At 63.2% G+C, this 13,115-nt stretch carries 13 protein-coding genes; 3 read left to right on the plus strand and 10 right to left on the minus strand.

Annotated features, from left to right (window positions below; genetic code table 11):
- Positions 1–2: 2 nt before the first annotated feature.
- Positions 3–1,466 carry a sorbosone dehydrogenase family protein gene (locus MKP08_RS03595; protein WP_241554918.1) on the minus strand — a complete coding sequence of 488 codons (1,464 nt, stop codon included), beginning with the start codon at positions 1,464–1,466 and terminating at the stop codon, positions 3–5.
- Between the two features lie 76 nt (positions 1,467–1,542).
- Here MKP08_RS03595 and MKP08_RS03600 point away from each other — a divergent pair, with 76 nt between their 5' ends.
- A complete protein-coding gene (locus MKP08_RS03600) occupies positions 1,543–2,025 on the plus strand; it encodes a GAF domain-containing protein (protein WP_241554919.1) in 483 nt (160 codons plus the stop codon).
- A 362-nt stretch (positions 2,026–2,387) separates the two neighbouring features.
- Here the strand turns inward: MKP08_RS03600 and MKP08_RS03605 are convergent, their stop codons facing one another.
- The 6 genes from MKP08_RS03605 to MKP08_RS03630 form a co-directional block, all read right to left on the minus strand.
- Positions 2,388–3,368: a ParB/RepB/Spo0J family partition protein gene (locus MKP08_RS03605; protein ID WP_241554920.1), complete on the minus strand. Its 981-nt coding sequence runs from the start codon at positions 3,366–3,368 to the stop codon at positions 2,388–2,390.
- Positions 3,365–4,141 carry a ParA family protein gene (locus MKP08_RS03610; RefSeq protein WP_241554921.1) on the minus strand — a complete coding sequence of 259 codons (777 nt, stop codon included), beginning with the start codon at positions 4,139–4,141 and terminating at the stop codon, positions 3,365–3,367. Before MKP08_RS03610 ends, MKP08_RS03605 begins: the two co-directional genes overlap by 4 nt.
- Positions 4,138–4,773: a 16S rRNA (guanine(527)-N(7))-methyltransferase RsmG gene (gene rsmG / locus MKP08_RS03615; RefSeq protein ID WP_241554922.1), complete on the minus strand. Its 636-nt coding sequence runs from the start codon at positions 4,771–4,773 to the stop codon at positions 4,138–4,140. The genes MKP08_RS03610 and rsmG overlap by 4 nt, the downstream gene beginning before the upstream one ends.
- Complete coding sequence (gene mnmG, locus MKP08_RS03620) at positions 4,770–6,626, minus strand: tRNA uridine-5-carboxymethylaminomethyl(34) synthesis enzyme MnmG (RefSeq protein ID WP_241554923.1); 1,857 nt, start codon at positions 6,624–6,626, stop codon at positions 4,770–4,772. Before mnmG ends, rsmG begins: the two co-directional genes overlap by 4 nt.
- A gap of 93 nt (positions 6,627–6,719) precedes the next feature.
- Complete coding sequence (gene mnmE / locus MKP08_RS03625) at positions 6,720–7,991, minus strand: tRNA uridine-5-carboxymethylaminomethyl(34) synthesis GTPase MnmE (protein ID WP_241554924.1); 1,272 nt, start codon at positions 7,989–7,991, stop codon at positions 6,720–6,722.
- Between the two features lie 31 nt (positions 7,992–8,022).
- Positions 8,023–8,295 (minus strand): DUF6489 family protein, encoded by a 273-nt coding sequence (locus tag MKP08_RS03630; protein WP_241554925.1) that lies wholly within the window; start codon positions 8,293–8,295, stop codon positions 8,023–8,025.
- Positions 8,296–8,407: 112 nt separating this feature from the next.
- Between MKP08_RS03630 and MKP08_RS03635 the strand changes: the two genes are divergently transcribed.
- Both MKP08_RS03635 and MKP08_RS03640 read left to right on the plus strand, forming a co-directional pair.
- On the plus strand, positions 8,408–9,106 hold the full coding sequence (locus MKP08_RS03635; protein WP_241554926.1) for a dienelactone hydrolase family protein: 699 nt from the start codon (positions 8,408–8,410) through the stop codon (positions 9,104–9,106).
- A 5-nt stretch (positions 9,107–9,111) separates the two neighbouring features.
- Positions 9,112–10,683 carry an FMN-binding glutamate synthase family protein gene (locus MKP08_RS03640; RefSeq protein ID WP_241554927.1) on the plus strand — a complete coding sequence of 524 codons (1,572 nt, stop codon included), beginning with the start codon at positions 9,112–9,114 and terminating at the stop codon, positions 10,681–10,683.
- On the opposite strand, the gene MKP08_RS03645 is transcribed toward MKP08_RS03640, so the two are convergent.
- From MKP08_RS03645 to MKP08_RS03655, 3 genes are all read right to left on the minus strand, one after another.
- Positions 10,680–11,216, minus strand: a complete 537-nt coding sequence (locus tag MKP08_RS03645; protein WP_241554928.1) for an AAA family ATPase — start codon at positions 11,214–11,216, stop codon at positions 10,680–10,682. The two genes, MKP08_RS03640 and MKP08_RS03645, sit on opposite strands and share 4 nt — an antisense overlap.
- A gap of 1 nt (position 11,217) precedes the next feature.
- Positions 11,218–12,483 (minus strand): transcription termination factor Rho, encoded by a 1,266-nt coding sequence (gene rho, locus MKP08_RS03650; RefSeq protein WP_215229394.1) that lies wholly within the window; start codon positions 12,481–12,483, stop codon positions 11,218–11,220.
- A 186-nt stretch (positions 12,484–12,669) separates the two neighbouring features.
- The gene (locus MKP08_RS03655; RefSeq protein WP_215229393.1) at positions 12,670–13,113 is read right to left on the minus strand and encodes a CopD family protein; all 444 of its coding nucleotides are present in this window, start codon (positions 13,111–13,113) and stop codon (positions 12,670–12,672) included.
- Positions 13,114–13,115 lie beyond the last annotated feature (2 nt).

Raw genomic sequence — 13,115 nt, forward strand, 5'->3', positions numbered from 1 at the left:
GCCTATTGCATCAGATCGGTGATGCTGTGTTCCCGGGCGAATTCGTCCGAGAACTCCATCGTCGGGTCCTTCAACTCGCGCTTAGCCTTCAGATTGCCGCGTTCGACGCGCTGGATCGCTGCATTGGGTCCGGCTCCGGGAGCGACAACCCGCCAGATGATCCCCGCCGTATCGTCAGACACCAGCAGCGCGCCATCCTGCGCGAACGCGACCCAGGTCGGGCGCCCGTGGGTTTTCCCGTTCCCCTCCAGAAAACCGGTCAGGAGCGGGACCGGCTTGCCCACCGGGTTGCCGAGGTCGTCGAACTTCACGAACACGACGTCGTAGCCAGAGGCGGGCTTGCGATTCCAGGACCCGTGGCGGGCGATGATCGCGCCGCGCCCGAACTGCGTCCCCAGCCGGTTACCCTCGCCGGTAAACGTCAGGCCCAGCGCCGCGACGTGCGGACCCAGCGCATATTCCGGGCGACGGGTGTATTCCTCCAGATATTGCGGCCTCGGCGCGTCCACCCGGGAATCGATATTGTCCTTCCAGTAAACCCACGGCCAGCCATATTGCGCGCCCACCGGCACGTTGGTGAGATAATCGGGCACGAGGTCCGAGCCGAGCATGTCACGCTCGTTCACGGTCACCCAAAGCTCGCCCGACCATGGATTGAAGTCGAGCCCGTTGGGGTTGCGCAGCCCGACGGCATATTTGCGCGCCCGGTTGGTCCGCAGATCGTATTCCCAGATCATCGCGCGGCCTTCCTCCGCCGCCATCCCGTTCTCGCCGACATTGCTGGCCGAGCCCACCGCGACATAAAGCTTCGTCCCATCGGGGTTCAGAACGATGTTGCGCATCCAGTGGTTGCCGCCGCCGGCCAGGTCCATCAGCTTGGTCGGCTGGCCGGTCACGGCGCTGGCACCGAGCGCGTAATCGAAACGAAGCAGCGCGTTGTGGTTCGCGACGTAGAGTTTCCCGTCACGCCAGGCGATGCCCGAGGGCGAGGCGAGATCGTCGCGCAGAACCTGCCGGACGTCCGCCGTACCGTCGCCGTTCGTATCGCGCAGCAGCACGAGCTGGTTGGGCGATGCATCGCCCGCGCCCGCCTTGCCCATCAGATTGCGCATCACCCACCCCTTGATACCGCCGCCTTCGCGCGGAGGGCTGTTGGTGAGCGTCGCAAGGACATCCCCATTGGGGAGCGTATAGATGATGCGGGGATGATCGAGCCCGGTGGCGAAGCGCGATACCGTCAGCCCTTGCGCCGCGGTAGGCTTCTCGTTCGCCTCCCAGCCGACGGGTTCGGCAATGTTCACGGTTGGCACCAGTTCGCTGCGCGGTTGGGTCAGCTCTGGGTCGCTACCGGCGACAGCCTGCACCGAAAGCTCCGCGGTGTCGCCCCGCGTCAACCAGACGGCGAGACCGCCTATCACGACTATCACAAGGGCGAGGGCGATCAGGATCTTGGCTTTGGTGCTCATGCTGTGAAGAGATAGGGCGCGCGGCCACGGGCGGCAATCGCTTTACGATCCGCGAGCGTGTGCCTATCGGCGATCCATGTTCGACTTCACCCCCGATACCGACCTGCCCGATACCGAGCGCTACCGGCAGCTGGCCGATGCGGCCGTCGCCCTGACCGATGGCGAGGATGACCCGGTGGCCAACATGGCCAATCTCGCCGCGTTGATGGCGGAGTTCCTGCCCCGTCTGAACTGGGCCGGTTTCTATCGGGTTATCGGCAACGAACTCGTACTCGGCCCGTTCATCGGCCGGCCGGCCTGTATCCGCATTCCCATGGGACAGGGGGTCTGCGGCACAGCCGCCGCCAGCGGTGAGACGCAGCTGGTGGCGGACGTCCATGCGTTCCCCGGCCATATCGCCTGCGATGCGGCGAGCGCATCGGAACTGGTCGTGCCGGTCACGCGCGATGGCGAGGTGATTGCGGTTATCGATCTCGACAGCCCCGACAATAATCGCTTCGGCCAGGAGGACGCGGCCGGGATCGAGAAGCTGGCGAGCGCGATCGCCGACCGTATCTGAGCGCCGAGCGGCGCTGCCAGGGATAGCACAACGATCATGGCGAGGGCTACGATCCGGATAACGCCTATGGCGGACCGCCTCTGCCGCGCTGCGGCTATCGGGCCGACTATGGCCACTGGTCCGGTGCGATGAGGATCATCGTAGATCGGCCGAGCGTGCCGTCAGTCCCGGTCGTGCGCGAATACGTCACGCGCGCATGGGTGGAGACGGCTGCCGAGCTTATTAGGGAAGGCGCGATTGCTCGCCCCCCGTCGCGCCGTGACCAGCGGGTGAACTACACGAAGACTGGATGATAAGGCCACCGGGCCGGTCCCGGGAGGCTTCCAGCCTTCCCCAATCCTCGCCAAGTCTCTGTTATTAATCTATATTTCGCCGCCGGTGAGCCGCTGACAGATCAGGTCGAGCTGATCGAGGGTGCGGTAGCGAATGGTCACCGCGCCGGATCGCGAATCGGCTTCGCTCTTGATCCGAACCGTGAGACCGAGAAATTCTTCCAGATGCCGCTGCACCGCCGCGATGTCGGCATTTTCTGCACCGTCCGCTGGCGATTTGCCCCGGCGACCTTTGCTCTCCTCTTTCGTCGAGCCCGAACGAACGAGACGTTCGACGTCGCGGACCGTCAGCTTCTCGGCGATCGCCTGGCGAGCGAGCGAGGATGCATCGTCATGACCGATCAGGGCACGCGCGTGCCCCATCGAAAGCGCTTCCTCTTCCACCAAGGCAATTACGTCGTCCGGCAGGGCGAGCAGACGCTGCAGATTTGCGACATGGCTGCGAGACTTGTCGACCAGCTTGGCGATGTCGTTCTGGCTCATCCCCTCCTGCTCGCCCAGCTGTTGATAGGCCCGCGCTTCCTCGATTGGGTTGAGGTCCTCGCGCTGGATATTCTCGATCAGGGCCAGCGCCATGACTTCGCTCTCGTCGAGATTCCTAACGATCGCGGGAATATCGTGGAGCCGTGCCTTTTGCGCGGCCCGCCAACGTCGTTCACCGGCCACGAGCTGATAACGGTCGCCAGCGAGTGGGCGAACAATGATAGGCTGGATGACGCCCCGCGCGGCAATCGAACGTGAGAGCTCGTCCAGGGCGTCTTCATCGAAACGGGTGCGTGGTTGCCCAGGAAGCGGTTCGATCGACGCTACCGGGAGCGACGCAAGCCCTATCATCGTTCCACCGGTACTGTCCCCTGTTCCACGTGAAACGGCTTCACCGTCATTGTCACGGACGAACGGCTCTTCGCGTCGTGTCTCGCCCAGAAGCGCGCCGAGCCCCCTGCCGAGTTTCTTCTTCCGATCGGTGGCGCGGGGTGCGGAGCCGGCATGGACAGGATCGGACGAACTCATGCAGCTTTCCTCTTCTCAGGCAGACGCGCGATCAGCTCGCTCGCAAGCGCCATATAGGCACGGCTTCCTGCGCAGGCGTGGTCGTACACAAGCGCCGGCAAGCCATGGCTCGGCGCTTCCGAAAGACGCACGTTGCGCGGAATGACCGAATTGAACACCAGTTCGCCGAGACAATCTCGGACATCGTCGGCTACCTGGTCCGTCAATCTATTGCGGCGATCGAACATGGTGAGTGCGATCCCGATTATCCCGAGCCGCGAGTTGAACCTCTGCTGGACTTGCTCAACCGTCTGCAGCAGCTGGCTCAATCCTTCCAGTGCGAAGAACTCGCACTGAAGCGGTACCAATAGCGTATCCGCCGCGGTCAAGGCGTTCAGGGTAAGCAGGCCAAGCGAAGGCGGGCAGTCGATGAAGCATATTTCATGTTGCGTGTGGTTGCCAAGTGCGCCGTCCAGCCTGGCGGCACGGTCATTTACCGACACGAGCTCGACCTCGGCACCGCTCAAATCCTGCGTGGCCGGAATAATATCAAGGCCCGGGATCGAAGTCCCTTGAAGACAGTCCGCTATCGGAGATTGTTCGACCAACAGGTCGTAGCTGGAAAAAGAGCGCTCACCTGAGGGGATGCCCAGCCCGGTCGATGCATTTCCCTGAGGATCCAGGTCGATCAAAAGCGTCTTCCAACCTGTGGCCGCCATCGCGGTGGCGATATTGATTGCAGTGGTAGTCTTCCCGACCCCGCCTTTCTGGTTTGCAATCGCTATCGTGATCATGCCCGCTTCCTTTTCTGAGCGACACCCTTCCCCACTAGGATAGCACTTTCCGAGTGCGTCAGCGAAGGTTCCACGTGAAACCGGAGACCCCATTCGGCTTCCAGGCTTTCTAGTTCTTGCCGCGCCGACCGACCCTTCGGCAAGACCCAATGGGTCGATGGGGTGGAAAACTCGGCCGAAAGCGCAAGCAGGCGTTCAAGAGGGGCGAAGGCACGTGCGGTAATGGCTCCAGCCGCGATGGGTTGGATCGTTTCCACACGTTGGCCGACAATCTCGCACTTCGGCAGGTCCAGCACATCGCGCATTTGCTCGAGCCATTCGATCCGCCTGCGGCGCGATTCGACGAGGTAAATCGGGAGTTCCGGCTGTAGGGCAGCTAGCACCAATCCAGGAAACCCCGCCCCGCTTCCGAGATCCAACCAAGGGGATGTTCCACGTGGAACGTACTCCAAGAGCTGCGCGCTATCGGCGATGTGCCTTTGCCAGACTTCGGCCAAGGTCTTCTCGGAGACCAGATTCTGCCTCCTGTTCTCAACCCCGAGATGGGCGACGAGCGTGTCCAGACGCTCCATCGCCGCGTCATCGCCCCATCGAGCGACATATTCGCGCGCACTGACTTCATCTTCGATCATGCCGATACGCGTTCGCGTTTGGCGTGGACCAGCAGGATTGCCAAAGCAGCGGGCGTCACACCGGGTACGCGCCCCGCAGCCGCAAGAGTATCAGGCCGAGCGCTTTCGAGGCGCTCTATCATCTCTCGCGACAGACCGGGAACCGAATGGTAGGGAAAGTCGCCGGATAAAGTCACGCCTTCGCTCGCGCGCAGGTCGCGCAGCTCGGCTTCCTGTCGAGCTAGGTAGGGCGCATAGGCGGCGTCCTCTGCCACTTCTTGAGCCAATTCAGGATCGAGTGCGATCTCGGGCACCTTGAGCATCGGAGCCAGGGTATGCAGGTCGACACCGGGGAAACGCAGCCACTCACGCAGCGTCTGGCGCCCCGCGTCATCCTTCGCCGAAAACCCCAAGGCTCGCAGATCCTGTGGCCCTGCCTCATGGTCCAGCCGAGAATCGATCTTCGCCCGTCGCTCTTCGCGTTCGGCAAACCACTTGGCTCTGTCCGGTCCGACCACCCTAGCTTCAATACCCAGCGGCGTAATGCGCGTGGGCGCATTGTTCGCACGCAGCCGCAATCTGTATTCGGCGCGCGCGGTCAGCATGCGATAGGGCTCGGTCACGCCCTGGAGGGTCAGGTCGTCCACCATCACTGCCATGTAACTGTTCGCCCTATCCAGCCGAATGGGCTCGCGGCCGAGCACCCTGCCTGCCGCTCCCATGCCCGCGATCAGTCCCTGCGCGGCTGCCTCCTCGTATCCCGTGGTGCCGTTGAGCTGGCCGGCGCAGTAGAGACCCGGCAAGGCCCGCAAGGCGAGTTGGCGATCAAGCGCCCGGGGATCGATGTAATCATACTCTACCGCGTAGCCCGGCTCGACCATCTCCACCAACTCGAGGCCCGACATGGTGCGGAGAAATCCCTCCTGCACATCCACTGGCAGCGAGGTGCTGATCCCATTCGGATAGACGAGTGACGTATCGAGCCCCTCTGGTTCGAGAAAGACTTGATGTCCCTCCCGATCGCCGAACCGATGAATCTTGTCCTCGATCGATGGGCAATAGCGCGGCCCCTCCGCGCCGATCGCCCCGGAGAATAGCGGAGAGCGATCGAGGTTGGCACGAATGAGATCGTGCCCGGCCCGTGTAGTCCGTGCCACCGAACAGAAGATGGTGGGATTCACTCGCCCCGGTCCAAGGTCGGACAAGGTCCATGCCTCGCTGTCGGAGGGCTGCTCTTCGAGCCGCGCCCAGTCTATCGTGCGTCCGTCGAGCCGCGGCGGCGTACCCGTCTTGAGCCGTCCCATCGGGAGTTCGAGTTCACGCACCTGCTGGGCCAGCCGATGGGCGGAACTCTCTCCGATGCGTCCGCCCTCGAGGCGCTCTTCACCCCGATACAAACGACCCCCTAGAAATGTCCCCGTGCAAAGAACCACGGCATGCGCCTCAACCCGCCCTCCATCGGCCAGGTCGACACCGACGACCGCCCCACCTTTGATGACCAGCGCCGCAGCCTCACCCTCAAGCACCTCGAGGCCTTCTTGATCCGATACCGCCTGCTGCACCGCTCGGCGGAATAGAGTTCGGTCCGCCTGTATGCGCGGACCCCAGACCGCGCTGCCCTTTGAGCGGTTGAGCATGCGGTAGTGGATCGCTGCGGCATCTGCAGCGCGCGCGATAATGCCATCCAGCGCATCGACCTCCCGAACCAGATGACCCTTGCCCAGGCCCCCTATCGCGGGATTGCAGCTCATCGCCCCGATCTTGTCGGCGCGGAAAGTCAGCAGAGCAGTATGACACCCCATGCGTGCGGCGGCACATGCCGCTTCGACACCGGCGTGCCCGCCACCCACCACGATAACATCATACATGCTCACGCGCCGTCTGTATCCGATGCTCAATGGCGAGGCCACCCGTTCCACGTGAAACAAACTGACTATGGCGTCAGGATCGTTCCACGTGGAACATGCCTATTTCCCGATGCAGAAACGTCCGAACAAAGCGTCCAGCATATGTTCGGTCGAGGCGTACCCTAGCAGATCGTCAAAGGCCGCCCTTGCCGCACGCAGCGATTCCCCGATCAGCAGCGGATCGCTCGCATTGCCGATCTCGTGAAGCGCACCATGCGCGCGCTCCAGACATCGGCGCTGCCGCGCATTGACAGCACTCTCTCCCGGGCGCGGAAGCAGTGTCCGGGCCCGTTCGACAAGAATGGCAGCGAGAGCGGAAAGCCCTTCCCCAGTCTTTCCAGATACACGAGCAGCAGGATTTTCCTTTTGCTGATCCTCTAGGTCGACACGCGTTTCGATTTCGAGCGCACCATCCGGCCCCTTACCCTCGGTGCCAAGCCACAATACTATATCCGCACTGGCCATCTGCTCCGCCGCGCGTGCAATCCCGACCGCCTCGATCTCGTCCCCCGTCTCCGACCGTAGCCCTGCCGTGTCGATCAGCACGAAAGGCACGCCATCGATCGCAACCGGACGCTCGATCACATCACGTGTCGTCCCGGCGACGGGCGATATGATTGCCGCCTCGCTCGACAGTAACATGTTGAAGAGGCTGGATTTTCCCGCGTTGGGCGGGCCCGAGAGGACGACCCGTACCCCATCGCGCAACCGTTCGGCGGGTGGTCGCGCCAGCCAGCCCTCCAATGCCGTAACGAGCCGATCCACATCTCGCCTAAAGTCTTCGCTCAGCGTATCGACGTCGTCCTCATCCGAAAAATCGAGCAGCGCCTCGATCCAAGCGGACAATCGCAGCACCTCGTCGCGCCATTCCGCGACCTGCCGCGACGCCTCTCCGCTCGCTTGTGCCTGCGCCACCCTTCGCTGAAGTTCGGTTTCCGCCGTCAGCAGGTCGGCCAGCCCCTCCGCCTCGGCGAGATCGATCCGGCCATTGGTGAAGGCGCGCCGGGTAAACGCACCCGGCTCGGCCCGCGCGAGACCCGGCATAGCTGCCAGCGCGGTTTCGACAGCGGCAATGACCGCCCTCCCCCCGTGGCAGTGGATTTCTGCGCAATCCTCTCCGGTCGCGGAGGCGGGGCCGGGAAACCACAGCACCAGCGCGCGGTCGAGAACTTCCTCAGCCGCGTCCCTGACCGTGCGCAAACTGGCGGTACGCTCGGGCGGCAAAGCACCGCACAGTCGAATGAGCGCCTGACCCGCCTCGGGCCCGCTGATCCGCACGATCCCAATCGCGGCGGGCGGAGCGCCGCTCGATAGAGCGAAGATCGTCGTCATCGTCGTGGCTCGCGCTCGAAGCGCGGAAACGTCAGGCCTTGTCGCTGCCGGAAGGGTCGGTCGGTTTGCCCGGCGTGCGCCCCCCCATGCTACCCTCGACGAAGTTCTGGAACAGCTTGAGACCCATCTGCCCCATCGGCGCCATCGTGCGCGCCAGATCCTGAAGCTGATCGGGCGAGGTCACGCCGCGCATCGCCTCCGCCATATTGTCGGAATAGACCGAGTTCGCCTTGCTGATATCGGGCAGGCCCATGAAGGAACGCGCCTCCTCCGGCGTACATTCGATTTCGACGTGGACCTTCATCGCAAGTTCTCCGTTTAGGCTATCGCGGCCCATCTTGGACCACCCGGCGCGCGACGCAAGTCCCGCCGGTCGCGAACGAACCATCGAACCGGCAATACAGGAAGATATCGGGATGAGCGAGAACGTCACGATCGATACCATCGACGGCAACGAGCATTTCACCGCCTATGTCGCCCGCCCGGCAGAGGAACCCCGTGCGGCGATTGTGGTGATACAGGAAATCTTCGGCGTGAATGCAGGCATCCGTCGCAAGTGCGATCTGCTGGCGGAGCAAGGCTATCTCGCCGTGGCGCCGGATCTTTTCTGGCGTCTGGAGCGCGAGATCGAGCTCGATCCCGATGTGGAACCCGAATTCAAGAAGGCTCTCTCCCTGATGGAGGATTTCGATCCCGATCGGGGCATTCGCGATATCGAGGCGACCATCAAATGGGCGCGGGCGGAGACCGGTGGGAAAAAGGTCGGAGCCGTGGGTTACTGCCTGGGCGGCAAGCTCGCCTACATGACTGCCGCGCGGACCGATAGCGATGCGACCGTGGGCTATTATGCGGTCGGCGTGGACGAGATGCTGGACGAGGCGCACGCGATCGCCAATCCGCTGATGCTCCACATCCCGACCGAAGACGGGTTCAACGACAAGGAAACGCAGAAGGCGATGCACGACGGGCTCGACGATCACCCGAAAGTGACGCTGCACGACTATCCCGGTCTCGATCATGGTTTCGCAACCCAATTCGGCGAACGGCGCGACGAGGCCGGCGCTCAGAAGGCCGATGCCCGCACGGAGGAATTCTTCGCCCAGCACCTGGGCTGACCGGAATGTGGCGTTACACCACACCGCTGCTCCTGGTGGTCCTGTGCGCGCTCTTCGCATGGGTTTGGCCCTGGGCGCTGATCCTCGTTGCGCCGGCAGCGGTGATCGCGATATGGGATTTCTTTCAGAACAATCATACACTTAGGCGGAACTATCCGCTGGTGTCGAGAATCCGCTGGATCATGGAGGACCTGCGGCCCTTCGCCCGCGCCTATATCGTCGAGGACGAGATGGAGGGCCGGCCCTTCTCCCACCAGGAACGCGGGCTGGTCTATGCCCGCGCGAAGGGCGATCTCGACGATCATCCCTTCGGCACCGAGCTGGACGTCTATTCCGAAGAATACGAGTGGATGAGCCACTCCATCGTGCCCCGCAGCGAACTGCCGGAATTCTGGCGGCTCGATATCGGCGGGCCGCAATGCGACAAGCCCTACAATTCCGCGCTGCTCAATATCTCCGCCATGAGCTTCGGCTCGCTGTCCGCCAATGCGATCGAGGCGCTCAACCTCGGCGCAAAGCAGGGCGATTTCGCGCACGACACCGGGGAAGGCTCGATCAGCCGCTATCACCGCAAGCATGGGGGCGACCTGATCTGGGAGCTGGGCAGCGGCTATTTCGGCTGCCGCCGCGAAGATGGCGGGTTCGACCCGGATCGCTTCGCCGAGCAGGCGAATACCGATCAGGTCAAGATGATCGAGATCAAACTGAGCCAGGGAGCCAAGCCCGGGCACGGCGGCGTGTTGCCGGGCGAAAAGGTGACCGAGGAAATCGCCGAGGCGCGGGGCGTGAAGGTCGGGGAAACCTGTGTCTCGCCCGCCGCGCATTCGACCTTCTCCACCCCGATCGAGATGCTCGAATGGGCTGCATCGCTGCGCGAGATGTCGGGCGGAAAGCCGGTGGGAATCAAGCTGTGTGTAGGCCAGCCGCACGAGGTGCTGGCAATCGCCAAGGCGATGCTGGAAACCGGCATCCTGCTCGACTTCATTAATGTCGATGGAGCGGAAGGTGGGACCGGGGCGGCACCGCTGGAGCTATCCAACAGCGTCGGCATGCCGCTGCGCGAAGGGCAGATCCTGGTGCGCAACGCGCTGGTCGGGACCGGCCTGAAGGACAAGATCAAGATCGCCAATGCGGGCAAGATCCACTCGGGCGCGCAGATGGCGAAATCCTTCGCGCTGGGCGCCGATTACTGCAACGCCGCCCGCCCCTTCATGTTTGCGCTCGGCTGCGTCCAGTCGCTGCGGTGCCATACGGGCCAGTGTCCGACCGGCGTCGCGACACAGGAGGAATGGCGCCAGCAAGGGCTGGTCATTTCCGACAAGGCACCGCGCGTGGCGCGCTTCCAGCGCGCCACGGTGAAGTCGCTGCGCGAGATCGTGGTTGCGATGGGGCTGGAATCCCCGTGGGACATCAACCAGTGCGACCTGCGCGAACGCCTCAACGCCGCCCGATCCGACGCGGTCGACCATATCTACGAGTTCGTCGAGGAAGGCGCGCTGATCGAGAACCCGCGCGCGACGACGCTCAACCGGATGTGGGAACTGGCGCGGGCCGACAGCTTCCGACGGGCGAGCTAGCCGCCCGCCATCGTCAAGAGAAAGTCGGCTCGCCCGGCGATATCGGTCAGTGGAAGATCGACAAGTTCGTAGCCGTACTCGCGCCATGCCGCACAGACGGCTGCATCGCTTGCGACCGCTTCGTCCCACGATTGAATGCGCTGATCGTCGCGCGTGTAGATATCGCGCCAGGGAGGGGCACGGAAAATAGGCCCCGAATAGCGAGAGTTCCTGGCAGCGCGAATTATCTCGTCGCCGACCTGACACCCTTCCAGCCGCAGGAAGCCGACGATATCGGCAAATCCGCGATCAAAGATGGTCGGGCTGTATTTCGCGGCAGCATGCGATGCGAGATCGGCCTCGAGCATTGCGTGGGCGAAGCCTTGCGGCTCCTTTTCCCTTAGCGCCATACCCGCCGGTTGTTGCAGGATGACCCGCGCGGCCTCCGGGACGGTCGCATAGCCCCGCCCCGCCAATTCTGTAAGGAGAGCCGATTTGCCCGCGCCCGGTGCGCCGGTAATGACCACGCGCACCGGTTCGGGCATCTCGGACATCCTACTGATTCATCGTCGCGAAGAAGTCTTCGTTGCTCTTGGAATCCTTCATCTTGTCGAGGAGGAATTCCATCGAGTCGATCGTGCCCATCTGCATCAGGATCCGGCGCAGGACCCACATCTTGGACAGGTTGTCCTTGTCGACCAGCAGCTCTTCCTTGCGGGTACCGGACTTGCCGACATCGAGCGCCGGGAAGATGCGCTTGTCCGCGACCTTGCGATCGAGCACGATTTCGCTGTTACCGGTGCCCTTGAACTCTTCGAAGATCACCTCGTCCATGCGGCTGCCGGTATCGATCAGCGCGGTGGCGATGATGGAGAGCGAGCCGCCCTCCTCGATATTGCGCGCGGCACCGAAGAAGCGCTTCGGCCGCTGGAGCGCATTGGCGTCGACACCGCCGGTCAGCACCTTGCCCGAGCTGGGCACCACGGTGTTGTAGGCCCGGCCGAGGCGGGTGATGGAGTCGAGAAGGATCACAACATCCTTCTTGTGTTCCACCAGCCGCTTCGCCTTCTCGATCACCATCTCGGCGACCTGGACATGCCGCTGCGCCGGTTCGTCGAAGGTCGAGGAAATGACCTCGCCATTGACCGAACGCTGCATGTCGGTGACTTCCTCGGGCCGCTCGTCGACCAGCAGCACCAGCAGGAACACTTCCGGATGGTTGTCGGTGATCGCCTTGGCGATATTCTGCAACAGCACGGTCTTACCGGTCCGCGGCGGCGCGACGATCAGCGCGCGCTGACCCTTGCCCTGGGGGCTGATGATGTCGATCACCCGTGCGCTCTTGTCCTTCACCGTCGGATCGACATTGTCGAGCGTCAGCTTTTCTTCGGGATAGAGCGGCGTGAGATTGTCGAAATTGGTCCGCATGCGCACCGCCTCAGGATCGTCGAAATTGACGCTCTTGAGGCTCGTGAGAGCGAAATAGCGCTCTCCCTCGCGCGGGGCGCGGATTTCGCCCTCGACCGTGTCGCCCGTGCGCAGGCCCCATTTGCGGACCTGATTGGGGGAGACGTAGATGTCGTCGGGACCGGCGAGATAGTTCGCCTCGGGGCTGCGGAGGAAGCCGAAGCCGTCCTGCAGCACCTCGATCGTGCCCACGCCCATGATCTTTTCGTCGTATTCCTCGTCCTCCGCCAGTTCGCGCAGGATGCAGAACATGAGGTCCTGCCGGCGCATGGTGGAGGCACCTTCGACGCCCAGTTCCTCGGCCATCGAGACGAGGTCGGCCGGGGCCTTCGCTTTGAGTTCCTTGAGATGCATTGTCTTTTAATTCCAGTAAGGGGAGGCCGACCGATCCGTTCGGGCCCCGCGAGAATTCGTAGGGCAGGCTTGGGGAAAGCTGGACCGCGCCGCGACCGGGAAGGGCGGCAAGGCCGGTTGGTAGGAGGTAAAATAGGCGCGAGCGCGAGGCCCGTCAATTCACCTCACATGCTTTTCGCAGGATCGTCAGAACGGTTTGACGACGACCAGGATCACCACCAGCGCCAGGATCACCGCGGGCACTTCGCCCCACAGGCGCAACGCGCGTTCGGTCAACGGACGCGCACCCTTCGCCATCTTCTTCGCATTCGCGCTCATCCAGCCATGATAGCCGGACAGGAGGACGACGAGCGCCAGCTTGCCATGGAACCAGCCCTGATCCCACGCCCCGATTGTCTGCGCGAGCAACAGGCCGAGCACCCACACGACAATGATCGAAGGGATCAGGATCACCTTGGACAGCATCCGCGTGCGCTTCGCCCACAGCGCCTCTTCCGCCGAACCGGGGGGCGCGGCGTGCATGTACAGCATCTGGCGCGGCAGGATGAACAATCCCGCCATCCAGAACACGATGAAGATGATGTGGCCGGCCTTGAGCCAGAGATACAGCAAGCCGAGAGTCTCCTGCATGA

The organism is Erythrobacter sp. LQ02-29 (assembly GCF_022576075.2).
Taxonomy (GTDB): Bacteria; Pseudomonadota; Alphaproteobacteria; order Sphingomonadales; family Sphingomonadaceae; genus Alteriqipengyuania.

Bases quoted from the DNA above. Each gene is read 5' to 3' on its own strand.
- MKP08_RS03655 (WP_215229393.1), bottom strand. From the start codon at position 13,113: ATGCAGGAGACTCTCGGCTTGCTGTATCTCTGGCTCAAGGCCGGCCAC.
- MKP08_RS03635 (WP_241554926.1), top strand. From the start codon at position 8,408: ATGAGCGAGAACGTCACGATCGATACCATCGACGGCAACGAGCATTTC.
- rho (WP_215229394.1), bottom strand. From the start codon at position 12,483: ATGCATCTCAAGGAACTCAAAGCGAAGGCCCCGGCCGACCTCGTCTCG.
- MKP08_RS03645 (WP_241554928.1), bottom strand. From the start codon at position 11,216: ATGTCCGAGATGCCCGAACCGGTGCGCGTGGTCATTACCGGCGCACCG.
- rsmG (WP_241554922.1), bottom strand. From the start codon at position 4,773: ATGATCGAAGATGAAGTCAGTGCGCGCGAATATGTCGCTCGATGGGGC.
- MKP08_RS03600 (WP_241554919.1), top strand. From the start codon at position 1,543: ATGTTCGACTTCACCCCCGATACCGACCTGCCCGATACCGAGCGCTAC.
- MKP08_RS03595 (WP_241554918.1), bottom strand. From the start codon at position 1,466: ATGAGCACCAAAGCCAAGATCCTGATCGCCCTCGCCCTTGTGATAGTC.
- MKP08_RS03610 (WP_241554921.1), bottom strand. From the start codon at position 4,141: ATGATCACGATAGCGATTGCAAACCAGAAAGGCGGGGTCGGGAAGACT.
- MKP08_RS03605 (WP_241554920.1), bottom strand. From the start codon at position 3,368: ATGAGTTCGTCCGATCCTGTCCATGCCGGCTCCGCACCCCGCGCCACC.
- mnmE (WP_241554924.1), bottom strand. From the start codon at position 7,991: ATGACGACGATCTTCGCTCTATCGAGCGGCGCTCCGCCCGCCGCGATT.
- MKP08_RS03630 (WP_241554925.1), bottom strand. From the start codon at position 8,295: ATGAAGGTCCACGTCGAAATCGAATGTACGCCGGAGGAGGCGCGTTCC.
- MKP08_RS03640 (WP_241554927.1), top strand. From the start codon at position 9,112: ATGTGGCGTTACACCACACCGCTGCTCCTGGTGGTCCTGTGCGCGCTC.